The sequence below is a fragment of the Stenotrophomonas sp. IS26 genome (assembly GCF_054188265.1).
Genome location: NZ_JBSZJV010000008.1, coordinates 125321 through 151636 on the forward strand (window position 1 = coordinate 125321; position 26316 = coordinate 151636).

The following is a 26316-nucleotide window of genomic DNA, read 5'->3' on the forward strand; positions in this document are numbered from 1 at the left end:
CCCCAGCCACAGCACCGGTGTCAGAACCCACTCTGGCAGAGCTCATCCAATCCTCAGCGCCCAGGGCAGTGCCCAAGGAGCCCGTCAGGCGGCCGACGTCGATTCGCGACGAGGCAGCTATTCCTGTCGGGCCATCTAAGGGTTCTGGCCCGCCCGCCCTCCACTCTTCCGGCTTGGGTGGCTCACCGTCCCAAGTGCCCGGCCCGGTTTCTCACGGGGCGGCGGCCGGCGGCCCAAGCACAATTGAAATGGCCCTTTCGCCTCCAGACGCGGGGACTTCCCCGGGGGTTCTTACCAGTGCCGCCCTTGCCATGGCCGATGAGCACGACCTAGGCCCGGACTTTTCGGTCTCACAGCTAGAGCCAAGCAACCAGAGCCTGGAGACCTCCACTCATTCCGCCCCCCGTAAGAAAGCTGGAAATCTGGCAGAGGCAATGAAGGCCGTAGCCGAACGCTCTGCTGCAGGAAAGGCTGCCCAGACCTTTGCGGAACAGGTGCAGGTCCAAATTCCCGGAGCAGCAGACGTAGCTCAAAGGCTCGCAGCATCTTTGACGGCCCATGGGGCCCAGGTGACTGGCGCAAGCCGGCCCGGGAACTTGAAGGAAGTGAAAGCACATATTGCCGAGCATGGAGCTTCCTACACGGACCCCACCCAAGTTGAGACGGAACTGAGGACCAGCGCTGACGATGATCGCGGACCGTCTCAAGGTCAGCAGGCGCCGCCTGCCATCGCCAGAGCTGTCCCTCCACCATTGCCGTCAGCAACGGGGCCCGCTACCGGAATGGAAGAACTGCATCGCGTCGTCATCGCTTCTGACACTCCCTCAAAGGAGTTCATCGTCCCTCGCCCGCCCGAAGGCTGGGCGAAGACCCGATGGCTAGGCGCCGATGAGACGATCGAGATCGGGGGCGTAGCCATTCAAGGCGGCCTCTTCTACACGGGCGTCAAGCTCGACTCCCCCAATGGCGACACCGAGCCCAGCTTGGTCAACAGCGTCTTGGCCGTCGCTCCATATGGCGATTACAGAGGCTCCACCAACTACTGGCTGGCCTACGCTCAGCTGTCACCCAGCGAGCGGCGGGCCTACCTGACCTGGTTGGCATCGGACCGAACCGACAGCAATTGCTCAATCAGCTACGTCCGTCTCTACTTCTTCGGCCTAGAGCGCCGCGTCCTGCTTGATTCGGTGACCGACCCAGAATCGAGAAAAGACTGGCCTGCTATCAAGCAGGCCCTCCGAAAGCTGGGCTCCACCTATGGAGAGATCTATGGTCCTATCCGTGGATATACCAACAGCTTGCTGGACTGGATGGAGCTGGATTCGGTCGAAGAGAAGCTCTACTCAAAGCCAGTTCCCCTGTTTGATCGCTCCTACGAACTCCCCTTCTACGTCCGCTTGGCGCTGGGCCAGTGTTCGCTTGACCGGGCACCCATCCCTGCTCAATTGGCTCTGGCCTGGATTCGGCTAAACCCGGAGGTTTCGCTGCGAACCGCGGCAGTCCGGTGCGCCGATGAGTTCGATCGCCTGTTTATCGAGCGCTATCACGAGCTGTTTGGCAGCGGCATGGTGCTTCCCAAGAACCGCACCAAGCTGAAGTTCGCACGGCAACCAGCTTCGCCCGCCCTGTATGGCGTCTCCCTCAAGCCCAAGACGTTCGGAGACGTTCCTGACGTCACGGCCCTTCGTGCCCCACTGAAGGGCCTGCTCGAGGTTGTTCAGCAGTGTACCGACGAGCTCGGCCCCTACAGCCGATTGGTTGGAAGATCTTCCGTTTCAAAGGATGCGCTGGAAGCGCTGCTTTTGCTGCCGCCCAGCATTTGGCCTGAGAGCCAAAGAAGCACCCTCCGTTCAATTGCAGAGGACGTCCAAGCAGGCAACATGACGATCCAGTTGGAAGAGCTGAGCGCTCGGTTCGGCCCAAGCCTCGGCCCTCTCGGCCGGGAAAGGGTTCGCGATCTAGCCCGGGTATTGGAAAGCATGAATGTCGGGATGGAGCCAAATGTCTTGGAGGGAGCACGTGCACCTTCTGAAGCCGATCCGATCGTGATCTTTGCGCTTCTACCTGGTCAGTCGCACAAAACAGATGCCGCAGCGTATCAAACAGCCATCCTTACCCTGCAGCTCGCCTCGGCGGTTGCCCAATCAGACGGCTCCTTCAGCGCGCAGGAGCTGGCGCATCTCTCCCTAGAGATCGACGGCTGGTCTCACCTTAGCGTGGCAGATCACGGTCGACTGCGTGCTCACCTGGACTTGCTTGTCGCGTCGCCCATTTCCCTGCCATCACTGCGGAAAAAGCTCGATCCGCTGGACAGTGCCACCAAAGAGGCGATTGCGGCTTCCATGGCAACTCTCGCCCAAGTGGACGGAATGGTGTCGCCGGAGGAGGTGCGCTTTCTAGAGAAGGTCTACAAGGCCCTAGGTGTCGAACCCAAGCGGATCTTCAGCGACATCCATGCGCCGAGGCCGGGCAAAACCCAGTCCCAGTCCACTCAGTCCGCTTCGTTGCAGCTGGATCCCGAGCGCATCGCCGCGCTGCAGCGCGACACGGCCAAGGTGTCCGCCCTCCTTGCGACCATCTTCACGGAGGACGAGCCCAACTTCAGCCACGAAGATGCTCCTTCTGCATCTCTGGAGGAAACGCCTGAGGTCGGCAACGGCCTACTTGGCCTGGATGAGTCTCACAGCGCATTGCTCCGGCTGATGCTTTCTCGCCCGAGCTGGACGCGTGCCGAGCTCGAGGACGGCGCTGCAGACCTTGAGTTGATGCTGGATGGTGCGCTGGAGCAGATCAATGATGCCTCCTTCGACGCCTATGACATCCCCTTCTCCGACGGCGATGACCCGTTGGAGATCAATCCCGAGTTCATTGAGAAGATCGAGCAATGAGTAACCCTATTCGAACTAAAGACCGCGACGCGGTCGTCCAGTCTCTTCGCGCTGGCGTTGTCCCCCGCGCAGGACAGCACCTGATACAAGTTGGCCGCGCTCGCGAGGTGGAGACGCTGGTCGGCGACATCGACCGGCTCGCCGATGGTGGGTCCTCCTTCCGCTTAGTGATCGGAGAATACGGCTCCGGCAAGACGTTCTTCCTCAACCTGGTTCGCGCCATTGCCATGGAGCGAAAGCTGGTCGTAGCCAGTGCGGACCTGAACCCGGATCGCAGGCTTCATGCATCAGGCGGACAAGCCCGTTCGCTGTATGCGGAACTGATGCGGAATCTGGCGACGCGAACGAAGCCAGAAGGCGGCGCATTGCCCGCAGTGGTCGAGAAGTTCATCGCTACTGCAAAATCCGAATCCAAGGCAAAAGGTGTCCCTACCGAACAAGTCATCCGCGCCAAGCTGGAACAACTGACGGAGCTGGTCAACGGCTACGATTTTGCGGACGTCATTGCGGCTTACTGGCGCGGGTTCGAGGAAGGAAATGAACAGCTGAAATCCGATGCCATCCGGTGGCTTCGTGGTGAGTTCACGACCCGTACGGATGCCAAGGCCGCGCTCGGCGTGCGCACAATCGTTGACGACGCATCCGTCTATGACCAGCTCAAACTCATGGGCAGGTTCATCCACCTCGCCGGCTACAGCGGGTTGCTCGTATGCCTAGATGAGTTGGTCAACCTGTACAAGCTGGCCAACGCTCAGGCACGAAATTCCAACTACGAGCAGCTCCTGCGCATGCTCAACGACTCGCTCCAAGGAACGGCAGTTGGCTTAGGCTTCGTGTTGGGCGGAACTCCTGATTTCCTGATGGACACTCGCCGCGGTGTCTACAGCTACCAAGCGCTGCAAAGCCGCCTCGCACAGAACACCTTTGCCACGAACGGCCTGGTCGACTTCAGCGGACCTGTGGTCCGCCTCTCCAGCCTTACTGCAGAAGACTTCTACGTTCTTTTGACCAAGATCCGCCACGTCTATGCCGGCGGCGACCAGGCCAAGTATCTCCTTCCTGACGAGGCCGTTCATCAGTTCATGGAGCATTGCGCCAACCGCATCGGCGACAGCTTCTTCCGCACCCCTCGGACCACCATCACCGCCTTCATCAATCTGCTTGCTGTGCTTGAGCAAAATCTTGGCACCGACTGGCAGTCCTTGATCGGCGCGGTCGAGGTCAAGCCTGACCTTGGCGGCCAGGGCGACCTTGATGTGGTCGAAGATGACGAACTGACCTCTTTCAAGCTGTGAGCACATGAGCACCTCCAGCGCCTTCCATTCGCTTCATCCCGGCGTCCAGCGCTACCTATGGGCGGAGCAATGGGAAGCATTGCGGGAGGTGCAGGAAATGGCCATTCCGGTCATCCTGCCGGCAGATCGCGATGTCGTCATCGCAGCCAGCACCGCATCAGGAAAGACCGAAGCAGCGTTCCTTCCGGCCCTAACCCACCTTCTGAACGGCGATACAGATGGACTGATCGTCTACATCAGCCCCCTCAAGGCACTGATCAATGACCAGTTCGGGCGGCTGGATCGCCTATGCGAAGATCTGGATATCCCCGTTTGGCCGTGGCACGGAGACATCGGCTCAACTACAAAGCAGCGCTTCTTCAGGAAGCCAACGGGCGTCTTGTTGATCACCCCCGAATCCCTGGAGGCGATGCTGTGCAATCGCGGCACGTCTGTGGCGGGCATCTTCAAGGAAACAGCCTTCGTCATTGTCGATGAGCTCCATGCGTTCATTGGAAGTGAGAGAGGAAAGCAACTCCAGTCGCTCATGCATCGTGTGGAGGTCGTCCTGGGACGGAGAGTCCCTCGGATTGGGCTGTCGGCAACTCTAGGAGACATGCAGGCTGCGGCGTCCTTCCTCCGCTCAGACGGCAGGGCCGCAATCGTCGATGCCCCGTCGGGCAACAACGAACTCCAGCTGATACTTAAGGGGTTTGAAGAGCCTCCTGCCCCCCAAGATGCCAAGCACGAAGAAGTGGCACCGCTAGCCGTTGCCAAGCATCTGCATGAGGTGCTTTGCGGCACGAACAATCTGATTTTTCCCAACAGCAGACGCGAGGTAGAGCGCTACACCCACCTCCTGAACGAGATCAGCGAGCAGGCCAATCGCCCGCGGGAGTTCTGGCCGCACCACGGCAATCTTTCCAAGGAGATTCGCTCAGACACGGAAGCTGCGCTCAAGCAGAAGGAGCGCCCAGCAACCGCAATCTGCACGAATACGCTAGAACTGGGGATCGACATAGGCGCCGTGAAGAGCGTGGCTCAGATCGGGACGCCGCCTTCCGTCGCCAGCCTGCGGCAGCGCATGGGTCGATCAGGTCGCCGCAAAGGCGAGCCGGCTATCCTCCGCGGATACGTCATCGAGGATGCGATCGACTCCAACTCCGATCTGAAGACCCGCCTGAGGCTGGACACCGTTCAGTCCATCGCTTCTGCATTGCTCCTCATCGACAAGTGGTTCGAACCACCCGTCGCCGGCGGCGCTCATCTGTCGACACTGGTGCAGCAGCTTTTGTCTGCAATCGCCCAGTATGGCGGGCTGCGCGCCCCTCAAGCGTATCAGCTGCTGTGCGCGTCCGGCGCGCCGTTCCAAGGGCTCTCAAGCGAATCGTTCGTAGAACTCCTGCGCCATCTTGGGAAGCAGGACGTGCTCACCCAGGACAGCTCCGGGTTACTCCTCCACGGGCTGATCGGCGACAAGCTGGTCAATCACTACTCCTTCTACGCTGCTTTCGTGGCGGACGAGGAGTTCCGCATTGTCGCGGCGGGGAAAACCCTGGGAACCTTGCCAATCACGCAAATGCTCGCGGCCGGCCAGCGCATCCTCTTTGGTGGACGCACCTGGCTAGTGGAGCAGGTCGATGAGGCACAGAAGACGATTTACGTCTTGGCAGCCAAAGGTGGAAGCCCCCCGATCTTTAACGGAAGCGGAGGGCGTGTGCATACCCGTATACGTCAGACGATGCGTGCGCTCTATCGCGGTGAACTACGTCCAACATTTCTGGACGCTACGGCGAGCCGCTTCTTGGAGGAAGGCAAGAGCGCCTATGAGCACCTGGGGCTCGACGAGAACGTCCTACTGGACCAAGGAAGCCATTTCCTCCTCCTCACATGGGCTGGGGACGCTGCCAACGAAGCCATTGCGTGCCTCCTCGGCGCGAGAGACGTCAACGCACAGGCCGGCCGGCTCGGCGTTGAGGTCACCAAAGGCTCGCAGACCCGCAACCATCTGCTGGAAGAAATCGCAGCAATCGCGTCACAGCCTGCACCAATGAGCGAGGAGCTGCTGGTCAAAGCCAAGAACCTCGCCAGCCAAAAATGGGACGGCCTGCTGCCCCCGCGCCTTCTCAAGCACTCCTACGCTTCGCTGCGCTTGGATGTAGCTGAGGGCATGGACTGGCTGAGGGCATATCAGACTGTCAGTCAGACCGGACCTTGAGGCGCAACCTCAAAGGCCCGTCCAGCCACCTAAAGCGTGGAGGGCTCAGTAGAAGAATGCCCGAAACGGGATCTGCGGGTGGCGCTTTGGGCGCGTGAAAGACCTGCGGAGTTCGCTCCCAGCTCCTCCGCCCCATCGTGGGGCGGACGAGCTCGCCTGCTGAAACGTCGATACTTCTGACCCTTCAACTTGTCATATCACTGATCATCATCCGTTGCCCGACTCCCGGTAGGCGGATCTTTTGGCCTAAACCTGCCAGGCCTCTCAGTTCGCCTGACAGCCTTGAGGACCAGGTCCCTGAGGTCTTCAGACAGGTTCGGAACCTTCCTTAGGGCGTCGCGAAACATTGGCGACGCAAAGAATTCGGCATAAGGGCTCCCGTGGTCAGTCTCTGCCATGAAACGCAACGGCTCTTGATCAAGGTGGCGAAGCGCAGACCCAAATAGGTCTTTTTCAAAGTCCGGGTCGATACGTGAAGCCTCGCGCCGATAGCCCTCGTAGGCTGTCGCCAAGGATGCTTTAAATGAATAGTCCTCGGCTAGACGGAATCGCTGAGCTATCTGACGGGTCGCCAGCCACGCTACCCACAGCGGCGCAGCAAGGGAAAGCGTCCCAAGGGCGACTTGAACCCAAAGCAATGACATGAACTGCTGGGCCGTCGGGTCCTTCGTCAGTTCGGAGATTGCTTGGACTCTCAGGTAGCCAAGATAGGCACCGGCGCCGAGCGCGCCGATCAAAAGCCCAACCCACCATCTGACCGATACCCGGAGGGCGTTTGCCCGACTATTGAAAGCCTCAGCGAGCGCATGGCTGGTCGTGGCGCGATACACGGCCTCGATCCCGTCCAGCACCTTTTTGGCCTCGACCTCCAATGCCTCCATCCGAGTGAACGACGACGCAGCATCATCTGCTGCAACCTTAGACTTCGACGCAGCTTCAACTGCAGACTGATGTGCTGCGGCAACGTCCTTGCGTGCATTTGCAATCATTTCAGCATCGACCGGAAGGTCGCCGATCAGCTGTGCGCCCTGCTTGATTTCGGCCAACTGGGCTTCGAGGGCCTCTCGATCCACAACAATGGCATCCAATGCCTTCCTGGTTAGCTTCAGTTGACGCCGCAACCTACCCGGCAGCGTCTCTGGGTCCGGCTCGGCCCAAGCCCCATTTGGGAACAGAGTGCGCTCCCACTGATTGAACGTCTCAAAATACGCCCAACCTCCCTGACCTATGTTACCGCTCGTTAGATTGCCCAAATTCCCAGTAAGCATGCTGAGCTGGGCCGGAAGGCTGGCGATCAAGACCGCTTGATCTTGCTCGTCACCATCACTGGAATCGAAGCTAAGATCGGCATCCCTAATCCGCTGGGCCAATCGTGCCGGAACAGCGGCAACTTCTTGGGGCGTCAGCGCAGGCGCCATCCAACCAATCTGCTGTTGAAGGGGGTTGGTCACCCCACTAAACGTCCGCTCCACCGCGGATGCAAAATCATCCAACGCACTGCACGCCGCTTCGACCTGCTCATCCATAGATAGCCCCCCCGTCGTCAGCGCATTGTAGGGGCAGATGCCGCCTCAGGCGCAACCCGGCGTCATGCCAACTCGAAAGGAGATACTGGCCCAAAGCCACTCGGCCAGGCGCCCGTCGCTTGGTTAGGCAGGCGCATTCAGCTTCTATCGTCATTACGATAGAACCTGGCTCGGGAAATCAATTGGCTTAAAGTGACCAACTTCTGCCCAGCACACGGTCCACCGAGGATCAGACTCCCTAGCCACCAAAAGGACGCCGGCAAACGGCTTGACATCCTTTGATATCGCCATATGGTCTGCCGGCCGGAGACCACTATGCGCGCCCCATCGATTCGATACACCGTCCGCTATTTCACCTCTTTGGGCTACACCATCGAGCAAACAGACCCCAAGTTTGGCCTAGGGGATTGGAAGATCAGCGGCGCCGGATTGCCCCTAGATGGCCGCACCTTCAGCACTAGGGTCTTGCTCTGGGTTGAGTGGATGGATTACGTCGCCGAACGGATCTATGAAGACTTCGTAATCAAAGAGATTCAGACCCATTGGATCAATGCCAATCACGCAGACAGGGTGGCGTTTTCCGCAGAACTCAGAGAATGGGGCCGTGGGGTACTTTCACCCAGATTGGAGCAAATTGTCAGTAGCGCACCAGGGTGGAACACCGACAAGCTGCCTCCCGACTGGAAGAAACGGATTAGAAAACTGCTTGGCAGCGACCAAACCTATCGACCCCTCTGGCTCGTGCTTTGGGAGCTAGACGGACAAGTTGTCGGCAGCAGTTTATCGGACGGATAATGGCGCCACTCTTCCTGGGAGACGGCTGTGCCAAATATTCTCCATGCTTCACTTGAGCTAGCCACAGCGCTCATTTCGGCAATGAGCAAGTCCCAGCGCGAGCATGAGGAAACGCTCACCGGCACGCTGCTTGGATCCCTGCTGAGCTCCAACACCCTGCTCAGCCTTGTCTCCGCTCATTTAGACATCATGCCCACGAAGTGCTGGTGGGGCTCTTACAGCAAGTACCAATCAAAGGAGCAGGATGAAACCGAAGCAGGCAGTGGCGCCGATTTCGCACTTCTGACGCTGCTCGAAAGCGGCGGAGCGCGCCTCGCGATATTTCAGGCTAAGCGTGGCGAACTCAAAGATGGAGGCTGGGTGTTCGACGCAAATCGAGTACCCCAGAAGCGAAAAAAGCCTGGCGCCAAGGACCGCCGGTCGCAGATGATCGTTCTGACTGAGACAGCAAAGCGTTTGGCGACTCTAGCCCCACTCACAATAGACGAGGCGTCTCAGCTTTTGCCAACGGCGCCGAGTGAGCCTACTCCGCAAGAACTGGCTCAGACAGATCTGAGCGAATTTGACTGGATCCATTACCTCATCTACACATCCGGCGGCACCGAGTCCATTGCGTTGCGTCACCTCAGCGAAGCCTACCTGAAGGAGGTTGGAGGCCAGAGGTCGCCAACCACCGTGCACTTAGATAGGCGAATCGTTCCGTTTGTGAAGGTTGTTAGTAATGGTTGCGGGATCGAGGGAACTCATTGGTTGAATTTCAAGGATGCTGGGACCGCAATCATGGCGCTGCCCGCCCTATTGCCACTCGTCCCTGTGGTGGTAGGAGATTCGACCGGTTCGCATGGTCCCATGCTAGAGGCGGCGCTTGGCCTAGCCCCGCTTTCCCTCGATCTCAGCGGCGGCGAAGTGGAAGCGCTGATCGCGGCACTGAACGCTGCGCCAGGGGAACCCGAGTGGATACCTCGAACGCCAAGCTGACCTGACCAGCAGGCACCACCACGGCAGTCGAAGGGCCTCGGAATGCCGTCCGCAACCATTGGAGCCCATTTGCTGCGCTGGCAACGCTGACCCGAGTCTCAAACGGGGCAAAGCGCTTGCTGACTCTCTCCTCCTACGCCTGGACAGATAATTCGAGCAAGTGCCGCAAAGCGCCTGCTCGATCTTCCCAGTGGTCGACGTTCCAGGACGGGTGGTAAACCCAAGTCATCCACGCCGCCCCACCTTCGTACTTCAACCTCCATACTTCGCGTTCCTCCACGTAGCGGCGCTTGCGAGCGCCTTGATTGACACGCGCGGCACGAAAGAGAGGAATACGCTGTGCGACCTCACCATGGCGGAACTGGCGCCATGCAGTCCGACCGAGCACAAGAATGACGGTGGGACGCAAGACGGGAAGCACCGTCTTCACCAAGACGTCCCCACCTAGGCGCAACTGCTCGTTGCGAGGCCTGTGACCCGCGTGAGACCCGGCGAAGGCCTGCGAGAGATTTAAGAAGCTTACGTGTCTCCAGGCATCAGCCGCTATCTCAACAGGAGGCAACTCCTGGCAAGTGACGATGCGATCCAACTCATCGAAGAACTTTCCGCCGCCTTTCCGCTGACATGTTGCCATGTCATTAAAGGTGCCGCGGGTGAATCCACGAGTGACCGCAGGGTCATCAGTCGAGCCTTCGCAGCGGTAGTGCGACTCGCCCAAAAGAAGCACACGGTGTCCTCGAGGACCAGCCATGTAGTGCTTTCCGACGTACGGCAGAAAGGCGACAGACTCCGGCCAGGCCTCTTCTTGCAGCGCGAATGGATCGATCATTTAACTATCCCCAGCAGTGGCCATGACTCATGGAGGCGGTAGCTCGATCGCACGATCGTCGCCGAATCAGAAGGGGTTCTTACTGGCCTCCACAGTAAAGACGCTGATGCTCGCCAGCACCTTGCGGCGTTCGTTGTATCGACGCCCCAGACACCCGTCCAGCACATAAGTGCCGACGTTCGTGCGCACCACCTTATTGCCCTTGTCCTGATTCCAGATGTTGTAGAGCGAGCCGCTCCGGACTTCTTCCGTTCCGCCGGCGTAGCTGGGACATCTCTCCACGGTCCGACTGTCTGTGACCTGTGGCGCGCCAAACTTTTCCTCAATTTGTGCGGCCACCGTTTTGACCAGCGCCTCGCTGTCGTCCAGGTTTACATACATGCTAGTCAGCGTACCGCCATTGAACGTCAACGTTGCTTTTAGAGGGCCGTCGCTCCAAGGGGTCTGAATCTTCGTATCAAACCGCTCTTCCCCGGGCTTCAACTCCACCGGCCTGCCACCCGGGCTTTGGTATGGCCCAAGAGGAGCGGCCAAATGAACGCCACTTTCAGGAAGTGCCGTGACCTGCTCGGGCGTCAAGCCTAATTGGAGCGAACCGATGCCAGTCGGCCCCTGCGCCCAAGCGTCCATGCAAACGAATACTGCCAAACAAAGGAGCCAACGACCGATCTTCATTCCATCCCCCTAAAACGTGATTAGTCCGAGCTTAGAAAGCTCAAAAACGTAGTCTTGACTATCCAGAACCATCTGTCATTTGACAAAGAGTACTGAGGCCACTGCCCGAGACCCTTGCAGAAAAAGAGACTAAGAGCCCAACTGCGCGAGCTCGTCGCGCATCACTTCACCTCCCCCAGCGGCAGAAGCCGCTCGACCTCCTCCCGATTCCTTAGAACGATCTGCTGCCTGGTCGCTGGACGAGCACACTCCTCTTCTGCCAGTCCCAACTGCTGCAGAACATAGAAGAGCAGCGATTGCCGACACGTTAGTACGCACTCTCCGTCCGTCATCCCATAGTCGAGCTCGATCACTGCGCGGTGGGCCGCTTCCAGACCAGGGTGAGGGGCCAGAACCAACTGAACCATGGTCGACCACGCTAGGTCCTCCTCTCCCCTGCTGCGATCTACCTCTCTTCCCGATACTTCTAGAATTCGAGACAGCAAGAAGTCCCGAAACTCGCCTTTCTGGTGGCAGTAAGCCCGCATGTGCCACCGATACCCATCACTGGCGAGCGCGTGAGGCGTCAATAGACGCTCGGATGGGACAGGATTCGAAAGAGACTGGTAGCGCACGTTGAGCGCCCGATTCTGCCTAATTGCCTCAACGACACAGATGACAACAGACGCATCCAGTCGCCGCCAAGGCCTCGGCACGACTGCGACTGGCGGATGACCACCAAGAAAACTGCCGTAAGGAAGGTCTGGGCTCACAGCCACCCTGAGCAGATCCTCGAGGTAGCGGACGTGGGAGCTAGAAGGAAAAACCGCGTCAAACGCCGCCGACGTCCGGTAGACCCTGTCGCTGGAGTCGTACTCTAGGTTACCTGGGGCACGGCGCTGATACTCGGCCAGGTCGAGCGATGCTTGGGGCGTAGAAATCCCGAAGAACCCCGTGAGGTCGCTCCTATTCAGCTGCCCACCCCACCTAAGTCTGTAGTCGATGAACTCCAACCGACGCTCCTGGCCCCAGCGAGACCCGGACCTAGCGCCGAGCGCGGGAAGCTTAGGATGCGTTTCTTGGACGTTGCTCATGTGGATCACCCGGACCGGATAAATACTAGACGCGCATAGTATCTATGCGTATAGTTATGCTACGTGAAGAGACCGTGACGTGCAATCCGGCCTCCGATTCGTCTACGCCGTGCCCGAAATGCAAACAACAGAAAAACCTTTGTGAACCATGGATCTGGTGGACGAAGTCGCTCTTTTTTGCGCTGACCGAGATGCCGGACTTCATATAACTATGGAGTAGTAGCCGCATGCCGCTTACCAACACCCAGCTTCTCTACTATGACAGCAACGTGCTGCGCCTTCCCGCGGACAAGCGCACGGAGTACCACCAGCAGGTTGATCGTCTGATCGGCGCCTTGAGCAAGCGGGTGCACGACCAGACGGAGATCAAGATCACGAAAGTCGTGAAGGCTGGCTCCTTCGCCAAGTACACCATCCTACGTAAGACGTCAGAAGATCCGGTGGACGTAGACGTGGTGTTCTACATCTCCGGCCGTTCAGTGGACCAAGAAACCCTGAGCAGCCTGAGCGAGCTGATCTACAAAGCACTTATAGAGCTCTATCCAAACAAGTCGGTCGAAGACTTTGAGATCCAGCGCAAGGCCGCCACCGTAACGTTCATTGGCTCGGGCCTGAGCGTCGACATTGTTCCAGTCATCGAGGACTCGTCGAAACCCGGCTTTGGGTGGCAGTTCGACATCCATGACGGGACAAAGATTCAAACCTGCGCTCCCTGCCAAATAAAATTTGTCAGGGACCGGAAGGATGTCGACAAAGACTTCCGAACCTTGGTGCGACTGGCGAAGAAGTGGCGCAACCATGCTTACATCAAACCGCTCAAATCGTTTGCCATCGAACTGATCATGGCTCACGTCCTGGCGAAGTATGGCAAGGATGGAACGATTGAGAAGCGATTTAGGGACTTCCTGCTCTACATTGCACAGTCAGGGCTTAAGGAGAAGATCTCCTTTCCCGAGAACGGCTCCGTTGTTCCCACCTTCGAACATCCCGTAGTCATCCTTGATCCGGTGTGCAGCAGCAACAACGTCGCGAGCAGGATTTCCGAGGCCGAACGCCAAGCAATTGTCGACGCGGCAAGCGAAGCCTGGGAAACCGCAAACTTCGCCTCCGCAGAGAACGACACTGAGATTTGGAAGGAGATTTTTGGACCTCGATTCAAGGTGGAGGACGACGCGTGAGTCAGACCAGCACTTCTACTAATACCTACTCTGTCGCCGACATCGAAGCAGTGATGCGTCGAGTCACAGCAGACTTGGTCATGATCGCCTCGAGCACGGGTGCCATTACGGAAGCGAAGGCTCGCAACTGGGCGCACGACATGGAGCTCTTGGCTAGCAAGGGCTACTTGCGCATGGCTGACCTGACCCTGCTAAGCGGCGGTATTGAGCAAATGGCGACTCGCTTCACTGTCGAAGCAGAGTCTGGAAGCCTCAAAATGAATCGCCCCGGTGGGCTCATGTGGCCGAAGGTGGCCAACCCCGACCTGCGTATCGTGCTTTTCTACAATGACTCTTATGACCAGGCGGCCAGAGAGAAGATGCGAGACAAGCTGAAGGTCGGTTGGGTTACCTCAACCGCAGACACCAGCCATTCGTCCCTCAGCTTGAGTTCGAATCGCAGCTACTCAAGCAACTCATATGGAATGCAGCGCGAGGACTATAGCCGATGAGCCAGGAAAGTGTATTCGATGCAAAGATCGTCCTCCCGGACCCGAAGCTCGCCCTGCGCGAGAAGACGCTGCTGGGATTCAATGATCGATACGACAGGATCCATGATCAGCTTCGGCTGCTTCTCAGCCTGAGCGAGCTCGATGCGTGGAGCAAGAAGCACCACAAGAGCAAGATTGCCCTGTGCGGCCTCGTATCCGAGCAGTACCCCCTGGTCATCTTCCATGGTGACGTAGGGACTGGCAAAACGGCGACCGCCGAGTGTGTCGTTAATCGCTTGGCGAAAGAATCGCGGACCGAGGACTCGCTTCTCTTCAGACTCAGTAATCGAGTTCGCGGCGGCGGCAAGGTCGGTGAAATGGGCACTCTCCTCAATCAAGCGTTTCAAGAGGTATGTCAGTCGGCGGGCAAGGCGCGCCGAGCCTTCCTGATCATTGACGAAGGTGACTCAATCGCAGCATCGCGCTCCCAAGAGAACAGCCACCATGAAGACAAGGTGGCAGTCAACACTCTGATTCAGGGCGTCGATGATCTCCGTCGTTACGGCGGACGGGTCGTTGTGATTCTTTGCACGAACCGACTCTCTGTACTCGATGCGGCCCTGCGCCGTCGGGCCGCAGTGGTTGAAGAGTTTTCCCGTCCCACCGACAGCGAGCGCCGCCAACTTTTGACGATGGATCTGGAAGGGCTCTCACTCACGACGAAGCACATCGAGCAGCTTGTAGCCGCCACTGGGGCGCAAGGTGAACAGCCTGGCTGGACGTACTCGGATATCCGAACGCGCCTTTACCCGACGGCCATGGCTCGCGCCTTTCCTGATCGCCCACTGTCCTTCGAAGACATCCATAGCGCCGCAACTTCACTTCGGCCGTCTCCAGTCATGGAGGACCGGTAATGGCGCCCCCCTCCCTGCTTGGCCGGCGAATCCACATTGCCGGGAGCATCTCCAAAGATTCCTGCACGGCCGCCCCCCAGGAAGTGGAGCGCGCGAGACAGAGCGTCGAGCTCTTGGTCAAGGAGCTGGTGGCCCGCGGTGCAGCATTCGTGGTGCCGATCGACGCCGAGAAGCCCCGTGAAGATGGGTTGCCCATTTGCTTTGACTGGCTAGTCCTAAAGACGATCTTTAACAACTTGGCGTCGCGGCCTGCGAGTGCCACCGGCCCTCTCGTCTTTGCCGTAAAGCACCATAAGAACGAGGATCAAATCCCGGAACAGTACGAAGATCTATGGGCTACGATGCGCTCGTCGGACTTGGTGCAGATTGAGTCTGCTGCGCATTGGAACATGAATGCCAAGCGAATGGAGGCGCAGGCTCGCCATGGCGACATCCTGATTACGTTGGGTGGCGGTGAAGGCGTTCTCTTCTTGGCCAATCTTTACCATGACGCAGGAAAGCCAGTTGTTCCCCTGACGTTCAAGCTGGAATCTGCAACAACGGGCTCGCAGAAGATCTTCGATTTTGCGTCCACCAGCAATAACGCCAAGCGCCTTTTCCTAGTCGAGGGAGCCCCCAATGAGCACGGCTGGCTGAACCGAATCGAGGTCACGTCGCGCAAGGCAGTCGCCGATTGCGTCAAGGATGTGATCGGACTGGTCGAGTCGCTGGTACCTCCACGGGCTTTTGTCGTGCGGCTCCTTAACCCGAGTCACCCGGACTTCGAGAGCGTCGAGAGCTTCTTCGACAACGTCGTCCAGCCTGTGATGGAGAACGAGCTGGGCTACAGACTGACGGTGGTCGATGGCCGCCAGTCATACGACCACGCCCGCATCGACGAGGAGATTTTTGCAAAACTGCATCGCAGTAGGGTCGTTCTGGCCGACATCACAGGTGGACGTCCCAACTGCTTTATCGAACTCGGCTATGCGCTCGGCCGAGGGCTGCCCACGATGTTGATGGCAAAAGAGGGGTCGGATCATCCCTTTGATATCACCACCCTGTCCGGCCATCACTGGAAGCCCACGGGAAGCACGGTAGAACGTCGGAAGGCATTTCTTGAACACTGGAACGCCATCAGGAATCGCCCCTCCCTTGTCCCTACCGAGCCGCTGATTCCATGACAAAGAACCTGGAAGTTTTCATTTCCGTTGACGTCGAAACGGCCGGCCCCATTCCGGGAGAATATGCACTGCTCTCCATTGGCGCTTGCGATGCATATCAGCCAGGACGCACCTTTTCGTGCCAACTCAAGCCCACTACTCGCAAGGCTGATCCTAAGGCGTTGGAAGTGGCCGGGCTTTCATTGGATGAGCTGGATCGGACAGGCCTTGAGCCTGAAGCTGCAATGGGGAATTTCCGTGACTGGGTACTGGAAGTGGCTGGCGCGGAAGCCGATCCAGTCTTTGTAGGCTTCAATGCCGCGTTTGACTGGTCCTTTGTCAACTACTATTTCCACCGATACCTGTCCACTAACCCGTTCGGATTTGCCGCGCTGGACATTAAATCGCTCTACATGGGGGCAACGAATTGCACGTGGGCAGGTACCAAGTCCAGCCACATAGCCAAGGCGCTTCACCCTAAGCTCGAAGGGACACACGATGCCCTTGAAGATGCGCTTTACCAGGCCGAACTCTTCCGTCGAATCCGATCTGTAGAACGGTAGCGACAAGCCACGAGGCGGAGGGGCCCTCCGCCCCGCTTGAGCAATCATCGGCTCCGCCTCTCCTAGACCTCCCCAAGTCTAATGAAGAGATTCAGTTGAGCTCAGCTAGGCGAGCACGGTAGGCGTCACTAACGCACGAACTGTCCCCGCACGCGTCGCGCACCTCCCTTCTCCAGCGTCCTTGGTCCGTGCTTATAGAGCTAGGATCGGCGGAATGGGAACGTGCCACCTTGAAGGCCTCGGCCGTTTCGCTATCTAGCCGGGCCAGCTCACCATCGGCACATATCATTTGCTCCACTGACGATGATGCCCTGGAGCAGTCAAAGCTAGGGCTGGGGGCGCCCAACGACGGCTCGACCTCCTCGACGTCCGTGTAATCATCTGACTTTACCGATGCCAGGTCGTCAAAGTCCTCCTGCGCCGCGGGTGCGGGCTCACTTGCAAGCGGAGCCGCGGCGGGCTCAGGCGCTTTCTGCTTGCTTTGAAGGTTGGAGCGGATCGCAGCTCCGATGCCGATGAGATCACCAGGAAGCACGCGCACCTCCGCCAAGTGGTCCCCGTCGACGACTTGAGAGGTGTACTCGAGCCGAAGTTTGTAGACGTCCTGGCCGGGGTTGTTGAACGGAGCGGTGAGGTCCGCCTCGCAGCTGTAGCGGCTGATTGCCTCGTCAAAGCTGGTGGGGTGCGCCAAGGAAATGGCCAGAACCTCTCGCAGCGCCTTTGCGTCCAGGGAGGCTGCGGAACTGCCCGCGCCCAGCTCCCGCTGGATGATGCTTCTGATCAAATCCAGCGTGCTTTCATCACCGCAAGCCGGAGGCTTGCTCGCGCCGCAACCGGCCAGCAACAGTGGTATCAACGCCACACTAAAACCAACGATCTTTCTCGACGTCCTGTCCTCGCGCATTCTGGCTGGAATAACTTGATGCTCTATCGGCTAAATGCGTCGTTTCTTTAGCTTTCAGAGCCTACAAGCCCCCAGGGGACCCATCCGGGCACTATGCGCCGCCAGTTAAGCCTTAGGAGCTGGGCCACAAATACAGGGCAGCGCGCTCGTCGTCTAAAGCTACACAAGCCCATCAGTCCGATAGGCTCCGAGTCGCCTTACAACCGCTTTGGAACCGGGAGCAACCCAAGAAGGAGCCGTTGCGACCGTTCCGCGACTGAAGCACCCCTTGCTTGCATACGGGGCATTGGGCACCTGCCCGTGTGCTCGCCGGCAGTCGCTGGGTTCGAGGTTTGACCTGGAATTTCAAAGGCGCGTCTTGGTCCGCCTTGAGCTTGAAGGTGCAAGCAGGGAAGCGACTGCATCCGTGAAAGTCGCCGTAAGGTCCCGACCGCAGCTGCAGGATCCCACGCCCACACTGTGGGCACGGCTCCAAGGCCTCACCATCGATGGGTTCGATCTTGAGGTGCCCTTGCTTCACCAACTCCACCAGAAAGCGCGAAGGCTGGCTGAGGGTCGTATACAGCCTAACCTGCTTACGGGCACGGGTCATGGCCACATAGAACAAGCGCCGCTCCTCCGCTACAGGGAAGGGGTCGGGTGCCGGCATGGCTAACTGCAGCGCAGGGTCGTCTTGGATCTGGCTCGGAAACCCTCGGTTGCCCTCCACCACGTTCAGGATGAAGACGTACTCTGACTCCAATCCCTTGGAACCGTGGGCAGTTCGATACTCGATGCTCAGCTTGTCGCCGAAGCGGCGTTGCCACACGTCCAACGCACCCGGCCTGTCATCCCGGTAGCGCCCCAGAAGCATGACGGTGATGTGACGCCCCTTGAGCGGCGTCAGCTTCCCGCTTACAGCCAGGTGGTGCATATGGGCCAATTGCTTCTCCACATGACCCACGATGCTCGCCTGCTCCGCGAACCCGTAGGCAAGGAGTGGGGTCTTGGTCAACGGATTGGTGGTCTTGACATTTTTCTTGATCTGCGCGGGATTGGCCTGGATGAACCGGCTGGAGATATCGCAAAGTTCCGGGGGGCACCGGAACGTGGTGCCCAGGGACAAGCGCGTGGCGTGGGCGAAAGTCTTCTCAAATTCGGTCATCACGGTAATGTCCGATCCAGCGAAGCGATTGATGCCCTGCCAGTCGTCGCCCACCACGCAGAGGTGCGCTGGCGGATCAGATTGGTTCGACAACGCCTTCAACAGCCGAATGCGGGCCCGTGAACTGTCTTGGAACTCATCGGCCAGAATAAGAACGAACGGGCTCTTGTAGGCACCAGACTCCACGTGCCCCGCGGCCAAGATCAGCATGTCCTCGAAGTCAATGAAGTTGCCGCGCTGGAGGCGCCGCTCCCATTCCTCGGCGATCCGCTCGTAGAGCGCCAAATACATGCGTAAGCGTGCACCAAACCCGTCCTGAGACTGGGCTATCAGTGCGGCTTGCAGATCTTGCCGGGTAAGACCGTTGTTCTTGACGTGCTGCTGGAACACCCGGAACGAGCGGGCCAAGTCCTGCGCCTGCACAGGCGACAGTCCTCCCCCCTCCCTGTCAGGCTCAAATACCAGGCGCACACCGCGCGCCAACAGTGCCTTTGCCAAGGTAGGGATGGCCTCGCCGATCAGCAGGCCATGCGATGTGGTCTCAAACAGGGCCGTCCCGAACTTGGCGTGGAGCTCCCGTTTCCACTCGACCCCCGCCAGATAGTCCTTGAAATGCTTGGGCGCATGCCCTTTCCCGTTAAGGGCGAAATGCTCGTGGTACAGCTGAATTTCTGGGTAGTAGAAGTCTGGAAAATACTGCCGGAACTGGTGATCGGCCGTGTCGTGCTCGTAAGCACGCTCATACTCGTAGGTCACGCCGTTGTAGAACAACCAGTCGGCGATCGTACGCTCCTCTTTGCTTTTGACCACCTCACCACGGGCCGTACGGAAGCCACGCACGCCGTTGCCGTAGGCCTCGGGCTCGTCCGGTTGGCCCCATTTGCCAACATCCCGCGCGTATACGGTCCGGAACATGTCCCAGTCACGTTTGAATGCCTTGTCCTGTTCGCACAGCACTTGAATGATGTCGCCCACCTCCCTTACATCAGCGCCGGGGTTACCGGGATCGACCCAAGGGGCAAGGGACGGCTTCTTGCCCGTGGCCTTCGCGATAACGTCAATGCCAAAAGCGTGGAAGGTGCTGGACCGGACACTCTCCACCTGAGGCACCCCCCTCAACTGCTCTGCAATGCGAACGCCCACTTCCTCGGCGGTAGCCTTATTAAAAGCCAGCAGCAATATCTGCTCGGGCTTGGCCAAACCTTGGTGCAAGGCATAGCCAGTCTTGGCCACCATCGTGGAGGTCTTGCCCGACCCAGCCGCGGCGACGACCATCACCGCATCGTCCATGCAGATGCAAGCAAAGATCTGTTCTTCGGTGAGGGGGTTCTTTTCCACCGTCTTGAAGAAGCTATCGCACGCGACCCTCTGGATCTCCATGTGTTCGCTATTCGAATTCCCATAGCGCAGCCGCAGGGTTTCCTCCGGCGATGACTCCCCAACAGCCTGCTTCCAAGTCTTGGTTTGATGCTTGGGGGCTGGGTGGGATGCCAGAAACCGACTCGCCGTCCCCTTCGGGATCCAGCGCCCTTGACCGGCAAAGGCCAGAGCTTCTTCGATCCATCGCTTGAACTTCTCATCGAAGGCGGCCTGCGATTGGGCTGCGTTGACACGAGCTTCCTCCGCCACCTTTGGATCGACCGGGCGAGGCTTAGGCGGCTTCTTGCCGAAGATCGCGCCCAGAAGCCACAGCACCCCAATGAATATTAGAAACTCCACTGCCCCACCCTCGGTCTTTCTGCCCCGCGCCCTGGGGGACCAATGATGCCATGAGGACGCCAATCCACGGCGAATATCGCGCAATCTGACCAGTTATGTATCGAGGCCCACCCGTCCACAAGATTATTGAGGGTGTGCTGTTGTTGAACGAAATCCGGCCAACTGTGCGCCGACCGAGGAGGCTCGGGAGGCCGCGTTCGTCTGGCGAAGCAGCAAGTCATGATTGGCTGAGAGGCAGCGTAATCCGAGGCCAATGCCCCAGTTGACCACGGAATCGGCTCCAACGACAGGCTTGGAGTCCAGCCAACCAGACCCCTAGAATAGGCCCAGAGCCTGTAGGAGCCGCCCTTAGCTTTGCTGGGCTCAGCCTTCCAAGGCCACGACCACACATTCCATCGGAAGACGCGACCAACGCAAGGAAGAACATGCGCACCCCAACCGCACCCACCATCCTTGCACTACTCATGGCGTTGGTCTTGACGGCTTGCGACAGCAGCCGCGGCCTTCGCACAGAAGTGGAAAGGCTTGGCGAACAAGTTACCCGGAGTCGCGAGCAATGCGACCAAGCCCGCGAGCTGGAAACCCGAGACTCCAACGAGGTTCGACAGCGTCTGATACGCATTGGCGAGCTGAAGGCCGACGAGGAGTGGGACAAGTTGGTCAACACAGGAGAAGCCGGCACTACTGAGCTGCTCATCCAGGCAAAGAGGCGGATGTCGGACCCTGATTACCAAGCCAAGCGTGATCGAGAGTTGGCAGACCTCGATCGAGAGATAGCCCTATATAAAGAGGACCAGCCTCGCCGACGCGAAGATCGGCAGAACGCATGCGCGGCGTTGATCGCCAGCAATGAGGCTTATCGGACGGCGAAAGCAAGGCTCACCGATGCCACCGAGAGCTCCAAGTAGACCTGTGTATCGCTCCCTCTTGGACGAGCATTCTCACCGATCTTCCGTTGCGTCGCGCGACTCAATGCGGTCTTGAGCGGCATATGCCCCCTTTCAAAGGTCGGCGCAACCGGCTGAGCCGACATTAGTAGGCTTACCACACCCTGTCGGGGCCTACCAAGGAATGTCGTCGTCGAGTTCGGTGGCAGCTACCGCTCCAGTCTCTTGGCCCGCCGCGGGGGACATAACTTCCAACAACCGCTCACCTTGTGCCAGGAGGTGGTCGTAAGTCATAACGGTGATCCCATGCATACGCCGGTTGAGCCCATGGAGCGCTCGTTGCTGTTCATCGCTCCAATCATGAGAGCGCCCAATGACGATCGTCGCCCGCGGGTGATAGGCCACTACTTCCTTGTGGTCGAGAAGCCCTCTAGCAGCGAACTCGTGAAGCATGTCTAAGTATCGGTGGCATTGCCCCAATGCCTTGGACACATCGGCGGAGAAATAGAAGTTCTTGTGCGCTTTGTCGTAAAGCAGCACGTCCATGTCCGGCCGCTTCAGTTCTACGATGTCCCTGTAGCCTGCGATGACGTTAGGCAACATTAGGTCGATGTTGTCGCCCGTCGTAATCGACCGCACCTCATCCCGGACGACGTAAGCGTTCCCGAAAGCCCAACAATGCTTCTCACACCACGCCTGGTAGACCTGCTCAGCTGATTCTCTACGTCCCAGGCTGGAGCGCAGTTCAGCGACCGCGGATCGCATTTCATTGAGGCGAATGGACCCTCGCAGCGCCACTGTCAGCTCTTGGGTCAGCTCCGTGCTGGCGAGGTGCTCGACCAGCTCAGAGTGCGATAGGACTTTGGTCAGCGCACCAACCAGTGACTGCGGATCATGACCGGTAAGGTCGACTGCCCCGTTCGCCACCTTGATAAGAATGAACTCCCCAGCCTCAGACTGCTGGGCCAAAGGCAGATGGGTCTGAAGGTACTTAAAAAGCTGGAGAGTGGCTTCTTCGGTGAGAGTAAGCGATTTCAGCTTGTCCTCAACCAAGGGGCGTCCTTTCCCGCCCTTGAAGCCCTCCAACTTCACCGAGAACCCAGTGCGATCACTGTGCGGGATGAACCATCCGATTGCTTGAAGGAGGCTTTGACTGGTCTCGTTCAACACAACAGGCGGGACGAAGTCGACCTTACCGCTACTGGCCTGCTTCCTGACCACTTTTGATATCGAGGACGATTTGCTCATCTCGCCAGCTTTTTCCAGTGACAGAATGGCGTGTTGAAAGAAGCCGCAACTGAAGCGGCCAGCTTGAAGTCGAGGGTATCACCCCTACCAAAGAAGAACTCAAGCCTAGATAGACACTCCGGCCCAGACGGATAAGGCATGGGCGTGCGGACCGCAGATGTGGCCCCACCTTGACGAAGCAGCAGCCTGCGCTAACTTGACTAATCCCAGGAGGGCATCATGAACAGCAATGAGAAGCGACCCAAAAAACCAGAGAGACCAAACGCTGACGAGCTAAAGACAGAAACTCGAATCGTCATTGGGATTTTCGTGGTTGGCATAGCAGCGATTTATGCACGCTTCGCCGGGTGGATAAGCTGACGAAGCTAGGAAATTCTAACAAACTGCTCAGCGCAAAGGAGTAGCGTTCCGACGATGATGCCGGCAGAGCCAATGTAGGTGCGCTTAGAAGATCTCAAAAAAGCCTGAGCAATATTCTTCGAACTGATCATCGCTCGGCCAGCGTCTTCAACCTCGGAAGTGCTCCAGCGCCGCTCGATTTCATCCTTCGCTTGGCTCAAGCTCCTCTTCACCTCAAGCTCCGAGATAACTTCTACGATAATGTCCACTACCTCTGATCTCGTTGTATAACGCGTCGGGCTTTGACTCTCATCTGAAATAACCCTTCTTGCATGCGAGATCAGCTGGCTAGGCAATATCACGCCGGATGCAATACAGGCTGTTCCGCCGATAACGCATAGATTCCCGAGCCTGACCAGCAGCCCATTTGTTGGCGGCCAAAATGTCAGGGCGATCAAAAGCATGAAAAGCGCAAGATACACATAGGGGAGGCTGTCATAAACGCACTCACGCCATCCTCTAGTCCCCGCATTTCCCACGCCCTCAGCACTGCTTGATTGGGTGTCCGGTTCCTTCCATGCCATAACTTTCCCTGCGGCTCCTTGAGGCTGGAGGAACTATATCCCATTGGCTGGTTGCAGTAGGCTGCGCCTTGCCTATTTCGAGGATTTCAGCCCCACGCAGCAGCGTAAGATCCGCGAAGCGATCGGACGGAACGTCAGTTCGAAGCCGCCTAAACGAGCCAAGGCCGCCAGGGCTCAAAAGATAGACCTGACGCTCCGGTTCTGGCTGCCCTTCAGCGGTGAGACGTGGTCTGGCCGAGGGCGCCCGCTAAAGGCATTCCTTGCCTGGGAGGGAACCGTCGCACATACCGAGTGGAAGAAGCGACACCCCGGCGAGTGATTTCCCCCTTGCCCGGGGTGAGCCAGGCCGTAGCTGAACTGCTTCGACCCCCCAGCTTATCGACAGCCCCGCTGTCGACACATCTTAGGCAGACCCGCGAGGCCCCGCCCCTCTTGTTATCAAGAGACTTCAGAGCCTTGGAGAGGTGATGAGTCTGGGCGTTGAGCCACGCTGGATCTGGTGGGCTGGGGCCTGAGCTCCGCCCAAACCACAACTCTCACTCCGAATCGCCATTACCACCCAACAAATACCCCACGAAATAACCAAACATTCATCCTAGGTACAGCTTAATTTACTAACTAAAATTGGCTGTTTTGTTAGGAAAGTCATTATTGAACAGTATAGGCGATCTCCAAGATTTGGCCAGCCCGCAGATACTGAATCTACTTAAATATAGAGTCGCAGGCCGCTTTTACACATAAAAAAATGGAGAGCCCTTCGTCCATCGCAGCGTCGCATCCGCCAATCCTAAAGGTGTTATTCCACGTAGGGGACCACAGGCCATCACGCATTGACTTGACAAATAGCTTCCGTATCAAGCTTACATATACCAGCGGAAGCAACGAAAGTGGAAAATGCAAAGACCACACCAAGCCCATCTCAGGCCGATGCTGGCGACAGCACCGTTAAGATTGAGTTTGTAAAAGTCGGAAGGGTTAAGTTCTGCGGCGTAGAAATCAGCAACGCAAAGTCCAGAACACATTTTGAAGAACTTCTTCGCTTCGCCCTAGAGAAGACCGCGCGCCCTGGAGCCCGCAAGAACGGCACAATCTACCCGCCCTCACTGCCCCTAGCCACGCCGGCGGGCTTGTTGTCAGAAGAGATAGCGGACTACCTCCTGCACATGAAGCGGAGGAACATCCGGCCCTCCTCTATCGAAGCATCGGCTCGATCCCTCTCAAATCTTCAGAAGGTTTGTGGAGATATTCGCGTTACACATATCGAAAGGCGTCATATCTACATGCTTTGCGATCTATTGAGGTGGCAGCCACGTTCGCGCACCCATGCGGGTAGGGAGCTGAAGCTTCTATCCGCCGAAGAGCTGATAGAACTAGGCAAGAGCATGGATGTTCCCTCCCCTGCCACTTCTAGTTTTGCGCTTCAGCGAGCACTTCTAAGCGCTTTCTTCAACGCACTGCTCAATGCAAAGGCCATCGCTGCCTCGCCGATGGATGCATTCGGCAAGGTCCGCAAAGATCTTGTCGGCGTGCAGCCGAAGCGCAATCGTTCGCTTGGTGATGTAGAGCTTCAACGCGTCTTCGAACCAGCCAGCTTTGCACCTTGGGCAAAGAAATGGCCGCACCGATGGTGGGGACCGATCCTCGGCCTCTACACTGGCGCACGCATAGGCGAGATTGCTCAGCTGAAGGTCGCGGATATTTCCTTAGAGGAAGACACGTGGTTTATCTACCTCCGCGTCACCGCCGACGATGACCTTGCGCAGGCGAAAGGCGCAAAGAGCAGACAAAGCCTGAAGGGCCCCTCAGCTATACGAAAAATTCCAATTGCACAGCCCCTGCTGGATGCTGGCTTCCTAGAATTCCTGGAGGACATCAAGGAGGCCAAACATCCGCGCCTCTTCCCGCATCTCTCTGCGGGTATCAACCAAAAGACCGGTGAAACAAACGCGCGCTACAGCCAGGCATTGGTGCACCAGTTCGGTGCTTACATGAAAACTCTTGGCTTCTCTAAGGGCACCAGCTTTCACTCATTTCGCCACACGCTGATTAACAGCCTGATCAGCAAGGGATACACAACGTCGCAGATTGCGTTGATCACCGGCCACTCAACGATAGGGCAAGTGAGGGAGGATGAAGCACCTGTTATCAAAGGAGCCTATGAGGGCATGCTGCCGGAACAAGCTCGCCCGCTATCCATGAGGATGCTCGAGGACTTTACGCCTCCAGTCGTTCTGCCAAAGTATGTACGAGGACAGTTCAAGGAGCGACTACGGGACAAGAAGAGCTTCTATCCGTAGGTGAGTCGGGAAGTTCCGATCCCTTTTCTGCCCTAGGCGACACCCGCAAATCGGTCTTGTTGACACCGCTTTTCACTCGGTCCACTATTGGTCCTAACAACACCACTTTTGGAGTCGAGATGGAGACTACCGTCACCACCGCCCGCGCCGCAGAGATAGTAGGCATCGGCTACGAGGGCTTGCGTAGCTACCTCAAGCGGGGGCTCTTGGGCCGCAGCGGGGTTCTAATCCCGATGGTGGGCAAAGACGCTGCCGCCCCGGATCTGAGCACCGTCCGCGCATCTTGGAAGCGATTTGGTTTCACTGATCTCTGCCTGATGCGGCTGGCGAAGCAACTGATAGAAATGGGACTGACCTACGACCAGGCCAACTCGGTAGTGTCCCAAGAGGGTCTGAGGCGGCTGTTCCGGACAGGGGCACCCTCCACCGATGCGGCTTTGGTCTGTTCCCCTCCCTACCACCACTACTGGGTGTTCAAGGGGGACGAGCGAAGGCACCTCCTTGATCGGCTTTCCGAGATTGGGGACGCTGCGATTCTCATCAACCTTGGTGCCACGGCCACCCATGTTTGGCGGCAGCTCTCCGAAGATTTAGACCCCGCCCAATGAGGGGATGCGCGCCGCTAGCTCACCCGCCGAGTCGTACTCCCCTCGGTCCCGCGGCCCGCTCAA

The 26316-nt window shown here is 58.1% G+C and carries 21 protein-coding genes; 13 read left to right on the top strand and 8 right to left on the bottom strand.

Annotation, left to right across the window (positions count from 1 at the left end):
• Window positions 1-782: 782 nt before the first annotated feature.
• From ACW6W5_RS09570 to ACW6W5_RS09580, 3 genes are read left to right on the top strand one after another with little or no spacing between them, the layout of a single operon-like run.
• Window positions 783-2888, top strand: a complete 2106-nt coding sequence (locus tag ACW6W5_RS09570) for a tellurite resistance TerB family protein (protein WP_152151174.1) — start codon at window positions 783-785, stop codon at window positions 2886-2888.
• Window positions 2885-4183: an ATP-binding protein gene (locus ACW6W5_RS09575; protein ID WP_152151172.1), complete on the top strand. Its 1299-nt coding sequence runs from the start codon at window positions 2885-2887 to the stop codon at window positions 4181-4183. The genes ACW6W5_RS09570 and ACW6W5_RS09575 overlap by 4 nt, the downstream gene beginning before the upstream one ends.
• A 4-nt stretch (window positions 4184-4187) precedes the next feature.
• Window positions 4188-6380, top strand: coding sequence for a DEAD/DEAH box helicase (locus tag ACW6W5_RS09580; RefSeq protein WP_152151170.1), 2193 nt, complete (start codon window positions 4188-4190; stop codon window positions 6378-6380).
• Window positions 6381-6577: 197 nt separating this feature from the next.
• Here ACW6W5_RS09580 and ACW6W5_RS09585 read toward each other — a convergent pair whose 3' ends face one another.
• Window positions 6578-7906: a hypothetical protein gene (locus tag ACW6W5_RS09585; RefSeq protein WP_152151168.1), complete on the bottom strand. Its 1329-nt coding sequence runs from the start codon at window positions 7904-7906 to the stop codon at window positions 6578-6580.
• 315 nt (window positions 7907-8221) lie between these two features.
• On the opposite strand from ACW6W5_RS09585, the gene ACW6W5_RS09590 reads away from it, so the two are divergent.
• Both ACW6W5_RS09590 and ACW6W5_RS09595 read left to right on the top strand, forming a co-directional pair.
• Entirely contained in the window at window positions 8222-8701 is a 480-nt protein-coding gene (locus ACW6W5_RS09590) for a hypothetical protein (protein ID WP_152151166.1), read from the top strand.
• An 81-nt stretch (window positions 8702-8782) separates the two neighbouring features.
• Window positions 8783-9679, top strand: coding sequence for a hypothetical protein (locus tag ACW6W5_RS09595; protein ID WP_152151164.1), 897 nt, complete (start codon window positions 8783-8785; stop codon window positions 9677-9679).
• A 133-nt stretch (window positions 9680-9812) separates the two neighbouring features.
• Here the strand turns inward: ACW6W5_RS09595 and ACW6W5_RS09600 are convergent, their stop codons facing one another.
• From ACW6W5_RS09600 to ACW6W5_RS09610, 3 genes are all read right to left on the bottom strand, one after another.
• Complete coding sequence (locus tag ACW6W5_RS09600; RefSeq protein ID WP_152151161.1) at window positions 9813-10508, bottom strand: hypothetical protein; 696 nt, start codon at window positions 10506-10508, stop codon at window positions 9813-9815.
• A gap of 66 nt (window positions 10509-10574) precedes the next feature.
• Window positions 10575-11183, bottom strand: a complete 609-nt coding sequence (locus tag ACW6W5_RS09605; RefSeq protein WP_152151159.1) for a hypothetical protein — start codon at window positions 11181-11183, stop codon at window positions 10575-10577.
• Window positions 11184-11344: 161 nt separating this feature from the next.
• Window positions 11345-12175, bottom strand: coding sequence for a helix-turn-helix transcriptional regulator (locus ACW6W5_RS09610; RefSeq protein WP_226956571.1), 831 nt, complete (start codon window positions 12173-12175; stop codon window positions 11345-11347).
• Between the two features lie 308 nt (window positions 12176-12483).
• On the opposite strand from ACW6W5_RS09610, the gene ACW6W5_RS09615 reads away from it, so the two are divergent.
• The 5 genes from ACW6W5_RS09615 to ACW6W5_RS09635 are packed head-to-tail and all read left to right on the top strand — an operon-like array spanning window position 12484 to window position 16523.
• Window positions 12484-13434, top strand: a complete 951-nt coding sequence (locus ACW6W5_RS09615) for a CBASS oligonucleotide cyclase (protein ID WP_152151155.1) — start codon at window positions 12484-12486, stop codon at window positions 13432-13434.
• A complete protein-coding gene (locus tag ACW6W5_RS09620) occupies window positions 13431-13925 on the top strand; it encodes an HORMA-1 domain-containing protein (RefSeq protein ID WP_152151154.1) in 495 nt (164 codons plus the stop codon). The genes ACW6W5_RS09615 and ACW6W5_RS09620 overlap by 4 nt, the downstream gene beginning before the upstream one ends.
• Window positions 13922-14818 (top strand): AAA family ATPase, encoded by an 897-nt coding sequence (locus ACW6W5_RS09625; protein ID WP_152151152.1) that lies wholly within the window; start codon window positions 13922-13924, stop codon window positions 14816-14818. The genes ACW6W5_RS09620 and ACW6W5_RS09625 overlap by 4 nt, the downstream gene beginning before the upstream one ends.
• Window positions 14818-15981 (top strand): hypothetical protein, encoded by a 1164-nt coding sequence (locus ACW6W5_RS09630; protein ID WP_152151150.1) that lies wholly within the window; start codon window positions 14818-14820, stop codon window positions 15979-15981. The genes ACW6W5_RS09625 and ACW6W5_RS09630 overlap by 1 nt, the downstream gene beginning before the upstream one ends.
• Window positions 15978-16523 carry a 3'-5' exonuclease gene (locus tag ACW6W5_RS09635; RefSeq protein WP_152151148.1) on the top strand — a complete coding sequence of 182 codons (546 nt, stop codon included), beginning with the start codon at window positions 15978-15980 and terminating at the stop codon, window positions 16521-16523. The genes ACW6W5_RS09630 and ACW6W5_RS09635 overlap by 4 nt, the downstream gene beginning before the upstream one ends.
• A gap of 91 nt (window positions 16524-16614) precedes the next feature.
• Here the strand turns inward: ACW6W5_RS09635 and ACW6W5_RS09640 are convergent, their stop codons facing one another.
• Window positions 16615-17427, bottom strand: coding sequence for a lysozyme inhibitor LprI family protein (locus ACW6W5_RS09640; RefSeq protein WP_152151146.1), 813 nt, complete (start codon window positions 17425-17427; stop codon window positions 16615-16617).
• A gap of 172 nt (window positions 17428-17599) precedes the next feature.
• A complete protein-coding gene (locus ACW6W5_RS09645) occupies window positions 17600-20266 on the bottom strand; it encodes a UvrD-helicase domain-containing protein (protein ID WP_152151144.1) in 2667 nt (888 codons plus the stop codon).
• A gap of 449 nt (window positions 20267-20715) precedes the next feature.
• On the opposite strand from ACW6W5_RS09645, the gene ACW6W5_RS09650 reads away from it, so the two are divergent.
• A complete protein-coding gene (locus ACW6W5_RS09650; RefSeq protein WP_152151142.1) occupies window positions 20716-21198 on the top strand; it encodes a hypothetical protein in 483 nt (160 codons plus the stop codon).
• A 153-nt stretch (window positions 21199-21351) separates the two neighbouring features.
• Here the strand turns inward: ACW6W5_RS09650 and ACW6W5_RS09655 are convergent, their stop codons facing one another.
• Complete coding sequence (locus tag ACW6W5_RS09655; protein WP_152151140.1) at window positions 21352-22425, bottom strand: Shedu anti-phage system protein SduA domain-containing protein; 1074 nt, start codon at window positions 22423-22425, stop codon at window positions 21352-21354.
• Window positions 22426-22790: 365 nt separating this feature from the next.
• A complete protein-coding gene (locus ACW6W5_RS09660) occupies window positions 22791-23348 on the bottom strand; it encodes a hypothetical protein (protein ID WP_152151138.1) in 558 nt (185 codons plus the stop codon).
• Window positions 23349-24235: 887 nt separating this feature from the next.
• Between ACW6W5_RS09660 and ACW6W5_RS09665 the strand changes: the two genes are divergently transcribed.
• Window positions 24236-25645 carry a site-specific integrase gene (locus tag ACW6W5_RS09665; RefSeq protein WP_152151136.1) on the top strand — a complete coding sequence of 470 codons (1410 nt, stop codon included), beginning with the start codon at window positions 24236-24238 and terminating at the stop codon, window positions 25643-25645.
• 119 nt (window positions 25646-25764) lie between these two features.
• Window positions 25765-26253, top strand: coding sequence for a hypothetical protein (locus ACW6W5_RS09670; protein WP_152151135.1), 489 nt, complete (start codon window positions 25765-25767; stop codon window positions 26251-26253).
• Window positions 26254-26316 lie beyond the last annotated feature (63 nt).